Origin of the sequence: Neorhizobium sp. BETTINA12A, assembly GCF_023006485.1 — a bacterium.
Lineage (GTDB): Bacteria > Pseudomonadota > Alphaproteobacteria > Rhizobiales > Rhizobiaceae > Neorhizobium.
The window spans coordinates 1-8,287 of sequence record NZ_JALBGW010000193.1 but is presented as its reverse complement, the minus strand read 5'-3'; the positions used below and the strand labels follow the sequence as shown (position 1 = coordinate 8,287).

The window sequence follows — 8,287 nt, the reverse complement described above, 5'->3', positions numbered from 1 at the left end:
CGCGGCATCTTCCGTTGCGGCCGTGGCCGGTTTGGTCGCCTGCGGCGACGCGCCGGTGGTCGGATGGACGATCGAGGGGTTGTTCGGAGCCACGTTCATCGCCACTTCGACCGGTTTGGCGCTGCTGCCGATCGACGAGGTCCGGAGCTCGACGTCGGAAAGCAGCGGCCCGGTCGGCAGCGGCTTGCGCGGCAGGAACAGGTTGGCGTTCTCGATCAGCTGCGGCACGACCGGTGCGTCGGTGATGATCACATGCGCACCGCGCTCGGTGATCTGGTAGAGCGATCTGGCGAAGGCGCCCGGCATACGCACGCAACCATGCGAGGCGGGATAGTTCGGGACGCTGTTTGATTCGTGAAGCGCGACGCCCGACCAGGTGAGGCGCTGCATCCACGGCATGGGCGCGTTCGAATAGAGGTTGGATTCGTGATATTTCTGCTTTTCGAGGATCGAAAAGATGCCGCTCGGCGTCGAATGGCCTTCCTTGCCGGTCGACACTTTCGAGGTGGCGACGACCGTTTCGCCGTCATAGACGACCAGCGACTGCTTGTCCTTGGAAACGATGATCTGCAGCGTGCGGGCACCTTCCGCAAAAGCTGCATGCGACAGCATGGTCGCAGACAAAAGACCTAACCCGAACACCAGGCGACGCAACATGACCGACCCCATACGCAATACAAGACCGGCACATTAGCGCATGAGGTTTAAGGAAGGTTATCCGCGCCGCGAGTAGTTTTAACGTTATGGTTAATAACGGATCACATTTCATTGATCCCGGCGGCGGCTTCCGAAAGTATATCCGGTCTCGACCGCGGCCTTGCCGAACTTGTCGCGCAACTTGTCCATCGCCGCTTCCGCAGCCGCGCGGCGGCCGGCCTGGCGGTCGACGAGGTCAGGCGGGTCCGCAAGTGTCGGGTCGCCGAGATCGGTGACGCCGATGCCGAGCAGGCGGAATTTGGTGCCGTCGGTCTCCTTTTCCATCAGCGACAGGCCGGTCCTGAAAATACGGTCGGCGAGCTGGGTCGGGTCTTCCAGCCGCTTGTTGCGGGTGCGGCTCTTGAAGTCGGCGGTCTTCAGCTTGAGAACCACAGTCTGGCCGGCGATCCCGTGTTTCTTCAGCCGCGTCGAGACCTTTTCGGAAAGCCGGCGCAGGATCGGCACGAGGTCGTCATAACCCGAGATGTCGTCGAAGAAGGTGGTCTCGGCCGAAACGCTCTTCGCCGCATCGTTGACATGCACTTCGCGGTCGTCGATGCCGCGCGAGAGCCGATAGAGCCGCTGGCCCATGGAGCCGTAGCGGCGCATCAGGTCGGCCTCCTGCATGGTCTGGAGCTGGCCGATCGTGCGGATTCCGTCCGCCTCCAGTGTCGCGTTGAAAGCCTTGCCGACGCCCCAGATGGTGGTGACCGGCCGGGCCGCCAGGAATTCCAGCGCCTCTTGCCGCCCGATCACCGAAAAGCCGCGCGGCTTCTGAAGATCGGAGGCGACCTTGGCGAGGAACTTGCAATAGGAGAGGCCGACCGAGATGCTGATGCCGATCTCGTCCTGCACCCGCTTGGCGAATTTCGCAAGGATGCGGGCCGGCGGGGCGTGATGCAGCCGTTCGGTTCCGGCGAGTTCGAGAAAGGCCTCGTCGATCGACAGCGGCTGAACCAGCGGCGTCAGATCGTGCATCATGGCGCGCACCTGCCGCCCGACAGTGACGTATTTTTCCATGTTGGGCGGGATCACGACGGCGTCCGGGCAGAGTTCCAGCGCCTTGAACATCGGCATCGCCGAGCGCACGCCATTGATGCGGGCGATATAGCAGGCCGTCGAGACGACGCCGCGTTTGCCGCCGCCGATGATCACCGGCTTGTCGGCGAGTTCCGGGTTGTCGCGCTTTTCGATCGTCGCATAGAAGGCATCGCAATCGATATGCGCCAGCGTCAATGCGTAGAGTTCGTTGTGATAGACGAGACGCGGGCTGCCGCAGGCGCGGCAACGGCGCACCTCCGCCTTCTGCTCCGCAAGGCAGTCGCGACAGAAGCCGGGTGTCTTGTCAGGCGTAGGCGTCATGGCAGAGAACAAAGGTTGAACACCGCGACGTTAAGGCCTAAGCTCGTGAGTCACAAGGGAGAGCATAGAGGTTTGGCGTGGATATCGATCTTCGTTTCGAGCCCGTGACGGCAGAGCGCTGGGGGGATTTCGAAATGCTCTTCGGCCCGCAGGGTGCCTTCTACCACTGTTGGTGCGTCGCTCTGCGCCTGCCGCATGCGGTGCGCACCAAGATGCAGCCGCAGGAGCGGAAGGATCATATCCACGACCGTATAAATGCTGGTCCGCCGCCCGGCATTCTGGCTTACGCGGATGGTGAACCGGTGGCCTGGGTGCAGGTCGGACCGCGCCATGATGTGCCGCAGTTCAATTCGCCGCGCACCGTTTCGCGCCCGCTGGAGGAGGCGGATGCAACCGATCCCTCCGTCTGGGCGGTCAGCTGCTTTTTCCTGACGCCGAAGCTCAGGGGCAAAGGACTGAGCCACCGCCTGCTGTCTGGCGCCGTCGACTATGCGCGGCATATGGGAGCGCGGTTCGTCGATGCCTGTCCGATCGATCATGTGAAGCAGTCGAAATCGGTGACGCTGTGCATCGGCTCGACGGCGATCTTCGACGCCGCCGGCTTCGAAGTGGTGGAGCGCCGCAAGGACGGACGACCGCTGATGCGGCTGGAACTTTAGATGTCAGGCGGCTTTGGACTGGATATGGGTATAGATCAGTTCGGCAGCATGACCCCAGTTCGTCGCCCGGATGATGCCGTCGTCCGGCTTCGGCGCCAGAAGGTGGAGCGGAGAGTCGGGCATCATATGGAGGACGAGGCATTCTGCGACGTGATCCCGCACCGAGTGCAGGTTATGCGCCATGTCATCGATGAAGACGCAGGGCAGGGGGCGTCCGTCGTGCAGACGCTGCATGATCGGTCCCTTGGGTTCTTCGCTGGCGATCAGCGGGAAGGTGAGGCCGATCCGGTCGAGAAGCCGGCGGCGGTGCTCCTGGTAGCGCGGCGGCATCGCGGTGAGGAACACGACGTCGGCATCCTTCGACAGCGCGTCGAGCGTCTGGACGACGAAGTCGAACGGGATCTGCCAGTTTTCCTGGGCTTCGAAAAAGGCCTCGATCAACCGACGCACGTCCGGATGTTCGAGCGCGATCTGGGTCTCTATGGAAACGATATTGCCGGTGAGCCGGAACGAGCGCGGCAGCAGTTCATGGCCTTCGCCGCGCAGAAAGTCCTGGAAGGGCGCCACGAAGTGCAGCACCACATCGTCGATGTCGCAGACGACGAGCGGCCGGTCGCCGAGGCGCACATGGGAAAGGTCGAGGATCTCGCTCATCTCAATAGTCGCCGGAATCGAGCCCGGGTCCGGAATAGTGGTGCGAGGCGGCCGCCACGGTTTCAGGCTTTGTATCCGTCGCCTCGCAGAAGGCCAGCAGAGTCGGCTCATGCCCCATCAGGAAATCGATCATGCCGGCGAGAAAGCCCGGATCGTTCACCGCATTTCGCAGCTGATTGGGCTGGACGCCGGAAAGGGCCAGGAAACGGCCGAGCATATCGGGCTCGTTGGCGAGCCATTCGAGAATGGCGGCCGCGGTCTCTTCCGCCTGGGGTCTGCTGTTTCGAGTATTACCGGGGTCGCGCCGCATTGTCTGCCGAGTTACCTCTTTTTCAACTATATGGCTTTACCGTGCCTGATAGGCGCTCTGTGGAATCGGCCGTTCCGGGAGCTTATATACTGAAGGCACTCATGCAAGCCGGGATTTAAGGAACGGATCGCTATGCCCAAACGGGTCATGATCGTCGAGGACAACGAGCTGAACATGAAGCTCTTCCGCGACCTGATCGAAGCATCGGGATACGATACCATCCAGACCCGCAACGGTATGGAAGCGCTTGATCTGGCACGAAAATATCGCCCAGACCTGATTTTGATGGACATCCAGCTGCCCGAGGTTTCTGGCCTCGAAGTCACCAAATGGCTGAAGGAAGACGACGAGCTGCATGTCATTCCGGTGATCGCGGTGACCGCCTTTGCGATGAAGGGCGATGAGGAGCGCATTCGCCAGGGTGGATGCGAGGCCTATGTCTCGAAACCCATTTCAGTGCCGAAATTTATCGAGACAATAAAGACATATCTCGGCGACGCATGAAAACGGGACGGACCTCATGACGGCGCGGATACTTGTAGTCGACGATATTCCGGCGAATGTGAAGCTGCTCGAAGCCAGGCTTCTGGCCGAATATTTCGATGTCCTGACCGCCGACGACGGTTACAAGGCGCTGGCGATCTGCGACAGCACCCATGTGGACCTGATCCTGCTCGACATCATGATGCCTGGTATCGACGGTTTCGAGGTCTGCGAACGGCTGAAGGCCAATCCGCGCACCGCCCATATTCCCGTCGTCATGGTCACGGCGCTTGACCAACCGTCCGACCGCGTGCGTGGCCTCAAAGCCGGTGCCGACGATTTCCTGACCAAACCGGTCAACGACCTGCAGCTCATTTCACGGGTAAAGAGCCTGGTGCGGTTGAAGACGCTCAGCGACGAGCTGCGCATCCGCGCCGACACCGCCAGCAATATCGGGCTGGAAGACATGCTGAAGGGCGCTGACGGTCGCGACGAGATGGCCCAGGTCCTTCTCGTCGATGGCCGCGCAAGCTCGCAGGAGCGCATCATCAAGGCGCTGAAGCCGGTCGCCGGCGTCATTGCCATGTCCGATCCGCAGGCTGCCCTTTTCGAAGCGGCGGAGAACCCGGTCGATCTGGTGATCGTCAACGCCAATTTCGACGAATACGATCCGCTGAGACTATGCTCGCAGCTTCGCTCGCTGGAGCGCACCCGGTTCCTGCCGCTGCTCCTGGTGACAGAAATGGGTGCTGACGACCTGATCGTCCGGGCGCTCGACCTCGGCGTCAACGACTATATCGTTCGGCCGATCGACCCGAATGAGCTCATGGCCCGCGTGCTCACCCAGATCAAGCGCAAGCGCTACAACGACCGCCTGCGCATGAGTATGCGCCAGACCATCGAGCTTGCCGTCACCGACGGCCTGACCGGGCTCAACAACCGGCGTTATCTCGATAATCACCTCAAGGTACTGTTCAATCGCGCTGCCGCGCGCTCACGGCCGCTGTCCGTCTGCATCACCGATATCGATCGCTTCAAGTCGGTCAACGACGCCTACGGCCACGATGCGGGCGACGAGGTGCTGAAGGAATTCGCGGCCCGCGTCCGCTCGACGGTAAGGGGAGCCGATCTTGCCTGCCGTTACGGCGGCGAGGAATTCGTGGTTGTCATGCCCGATACCGATTCGATGTCGGCCGCAGTGATTGCCGAACGGCTTCGCAGCATCATCGAAAGTCAGCCGTTTCATTTGAAGACGGCAGGCATCATGCTCAACATCACGGCATCGCTCGGGATTGCATGCAATGCGCATGGGGCCGAGACACCGGAGCAGCTCATGAAACAGGCCGACCGCGCGCTCTACGAAGCGAAGAATGGCGGGCGCAATCGCGTGGTTGCCGCTGCCGCTTAGAGAATCAGAAAACCCTAAATTGCATGTTGGCCGCCTACAAGGCGGGCGTGCTGTGGAAAAGCCGAAGGTGTCCCCAGTTATTTCAAGCGAGAACCTGATTTTTTACAGGTACGAATTGATGGACCAATTTCATGAACAGTGATCGGTTAATTCTGCTGCTGCAGTGCATTCAAGAAATTCCGAATGTATCCATGGGGCGCTCCAGGCCCGCCAATCGAGAATAGCTGTGCGAATTGGCTTCTCCGAAATTGCATGGCTGAGGAGATAACCAGTGTTCCTCAAGGATGTTCTTGAATTCAGGTCAAGGTTCCAAGAGTTTGATTGCCTTAAGCATATAAAGCCTCGGGGATGATCTTTAATTTTTTACAAGAAAAACAGGCAAAATATGAATAGCGGACGCGAATTTTAACCAACAACAGTGGCAGAACCGGTATCAGATTAAGAATCTGTTGATTTTCTTTTGGTTTTGCGCAATTTTGACGCTTAACGAAGATAACGTTCCCGAAAGGGACGCCGATACCCCATGATGCTCAGGTCCGCCGCATCTCCTGGGTCGTGGGGTCGGTCGACCGGCAGGCATACCAAAGCGGTTCCTCGTGCCGTGATTGCAGGCTGGTCGACCCCCATTTGAAAGCGCCGCTTCCAGCCTCTGGAGCGGCGCTTTTCCATTTCTACGCAGCCTGTCCCGCTCTGGATCATACCGCTCCCGCATCGGCCCGAAAACCGGTGCCGATTGTCGGAGAGCATGATGCGGCAATTTAAGGATCTGGAGCGCCTTGGTGGGGCCGAATGAACGGACGGCGCTAGAGTGATGCCCAAAAGAAAAGGCGCCAAGCCTCTCGGCTGGCGCCCTTCGAGAACCCTCGGATCAAGGTTTACTTGATCTTGGTTTCCTTGAACTCGACGTGCTTCTTGGCGACCGGATCATACTTGGTCTTGGTCATCTTGTCGGTCATCGTGCGGCTGTTCTTCGTGGTGACGTAGAAGAAACCGGTGTCAGCCGTCGACAGCAGCTTGATCTTGATGGTCGTAGCTTTCGCCATGGTGTTCTGCCTCTAAGAAAAAATGAAGCCGCGGACGCGGGTTGGGTCCACGGCGAAATCTGGCGCGAAATTACAAATCGCGCTCGAAAAGTCAACTCCGTTTTGACCGGAAAAGCATTCGGCAGATGGAAACCAGCACATAGAAGCCGAAGAATCCCGCCAAGGCCCAGGCAAAACCGTCATTGCCAGCGATATCGATGGCAGCGCCGATACCCTGCGGACCGGCAACCGTACCGACCGCATAACAGAAGATGAAGGCCGCGTTTGCGGCAGCAAGGTCGGCACCGCTGAGCCGCGACCCGAGATGCGCTAGGCCCACCGTATAGAGGCCGGAGACGCAACCGCCCCAGAAGAACAGGACCACGGCCATCATGATCCAGTTCTGGATCAGGAAGGGCAGGGCAAGCGATCCCGCGACGCCGAGCACCGCCATGGCGGTGAGGAGTGGCCGGCGGTCCCTCAGCTTGTCGGAATAGAGGCCGAGCGGGATCTGGAAGGCCATGTTGCCGATGCCCATCACCGTCAGCAGCAGCGCGGCCTGCGCTTCGGTCAGCGCCGAACGGATCGCATAGATCGGGAACAGCGACAGCCCGCCCGCCGACACCGCACCGAAGGCGAATACCGCCGCCGTCGCTGTCGGAACGAGGAAGATGTAGTGGAAGAAGTGTCGGTCCGGCTTGGTATCCAGCACGGGACTTTCATGGCGGGCGATGAAGATCGGGATGATCGCCAGCATGATGATCGCCGCACCGACCAGGAAAGGCAGGACGCCGTCGCTGCCGAGCGCGGAGAAGAGCAGGGGACCGATCGCGAAGCCGATGGCGAGCACGGTGGCGTAAATGCCGAGAACGAGCCCACGGCGCCTTGGCGGGGCCGCCTCGTTGATCCAGAATTCCGACAGGATGAAAAGCGTCGTCGTTGCGCCGTGGAAGGTGAAGCGCAGCGGGAACCACATCCAGAAGGCATCCGCGTAATAGAAGCCGATGGCGCTGATGGCAGCAATGAGCACCGCGAACATCATGGTGCGCGCCACGCCGCAGTCATGGGCGATTTTGGTGGTGATCGGCGCGGCGACCATCGAGGCGACGCCGGCCATGGCGGCGTTGAGGCCGATCAGGGTGGAGGAGATTCCGCGCTTTTCAAGAATGATGCTGAGGAGCGGCAGGCCGAGGCCGATGGCAATGCCCACGGCACTGATGGCGGATATGGCGGCGATCAGCGACGGCCAGTGAATCTTCTCGACATGGCCGTTGGCGTCTGTCGTCGGCTGAGCCATTCAATGTTCCTTACAGTCGGCTGCGGACGAATCGTCCATGACGCATGAAGTAGAAGGACACCGGGCCTCCAAACGGTAAAGACGGATCGAATGCCATCAGGTTTTTCACGTCCTCCAGAACCGCCTGCGTGATGCGCGGGAGTTTCAGACCCGAAAGCTCGGCAATGTCAAGCCAGCGCACGTCCTGAAGTTCGTTTGAGTCGCCAAGAAGCGCCATGTCGAAGCGGGTTTCGTCGGTAAAGGCGAGAAAGAAGCGCGTATCGTAGCGCCGGACATTGCCGGGCGGCGTGATGGCGCGGGCGACATAACGCAGGCGGGAGAGGTCGGCAGCGCTGTCGCCCGCAAGCCCGGTCTCCTCCTGAAGTTCTCTGAGGGCCGCGAGCGCCAGGGCCCGGG

Annotated in this window: 9 protein-coding genes and 1 pseudogene; 3 read left to right on the top strand and 7 right to left on the bottom strand. The window is 60.4% G+C overall.

Features of this window, described 5'->3' with window-relative positions:
- Both MOV61_RS26445 and MOV61_RS26440 read right to left on the bottom strand, forming a co-directional pair.
- On the bottom strand, positions 1 to 657 hold a 657-nt coding region (locus MOV61_RS26445), incomplete at its 3' end, for a L,D-transpeptidase family protein (protein ID WP_247138715.1).
- Between the two features lie 108 nt (positions 658 to 765).
- The gene (locus MOV61_RS26440) at positions 766 to 2,058 is read right to left on the bottom strand and encodes a DNA polymerase IV (protein WP_247138714.1); all 1,293 of its coding nucleotides are present in this window, start codon (positions 2,056 to 2,058) and stop codon (positions 766 to 768) included.
- 77 nt (positions 2,059 to 2,135) lie between these two features.
- On the opposite strand from MOV61_RS26440, the gene MOV61_RS26435 reads away from it, so the two are divergent.
- Positions 2,136 to 2,717 (top strand): GNAT family N-acetyltransferase, encoded by a 582-nt coding sequence (locus MOV61_RS26435; protein ID WP_247138713.1) that lies wholly within the window; start codon positions 2,136 to 2,138, stop codon positions 2,715 to 2,717.
- Here the strand turns inward: MOV61_RS26435 and MOV61_RS26430 are convergent.
- Positions 2,701 to 3,371, bottom strand: a pseudogene (locus MOV61_RS26430) (hypothetical protein); the annotation flags it as partial. The gene MOV61_RS26435 and the pseudogene MOV61_RS26430 sit on opposite strands and share 17 nt — an antisense overlap.
- Before the next feature lies 1 nt (position 3,372).
- Positions 3,373 to 3,681 (bottom strand): DUF3572 domain-containing protein, encoded by a 309-nt coding sequence (locus MOV61_RS26425; RefSeq protein ID WP_247138711.1) that lies wholly within the window; start codon positions 3,679 to 3,681, stop codon positions 3,373 to 3,375.
- A 132-nt stretch (positions 3,682 to 3,813) separates the two neighbouring features.
- Here MOV61_RS26425 and MOV61_RS26420 point away from each other — a divergent pair, with 132 nt between their 5' ends.
- Complete coding sequence (locus tag MOV61_RS26420; RefSeq protein ID WP_038542024.1) at positions 3,814 to 4,185, top strand: response regulator; 372 nt, start codon at positions 3,814 to 3,816, stop codon at positions 4,183 to 4,185.
- Positions 4,186 to 4,201: 16 nt separating this feature from the next.
- A complete protein-coding gene (locus tag MOV61_RS26415; protein ID WP_247035247.1) occupies positions 4,202 to 5,572 on the top strand; it encodes a PleD family two-component system response regulator in 1,371 nt (456 codons plus the stop codon).
- Between the two features lie 875 nt (positions 5,573 to 6,447).
- Here the strand turns inward: MOV61_RS26415 and rpmG are convergent.
- The 3 genes from rpmG to MOV61_RS26400 all read right to left on the bottom strand — a co-directional run.
- Entirely contained in the window at positions 6,448 to 6,615 is a 168-nt protein-coding gene (gene rpmG, locus MOV61_RS26410; RefSeq protein ID WP_003547442.1) for a 50S ribosomal protein L33, read from the bottom strand.
- Positions 6,616 to 6,706: 91 nt separating this feature from the next.
- Positions 6,707 to 7,891: an MFS transporter gene (locus MOV61_RS26405; protein WP_038542029.1), complete on the bottom strand. Its 1,185-nt coding sequence runs from the start codon at positions 7,889 to 7,891 to the stop codon at positions 6,707 to 6,709.
- Positions 7,892 to 7,901: 10 nt separating this feature from the next.
- On the bottom strand, positions 7,902 to 8,287 hold a 386-nt coding region (locus MOV61_RS26400; RefSeq protein ID WP_247138710.1), incomplete at its 5' end, for an NUDIX domain-containing protein.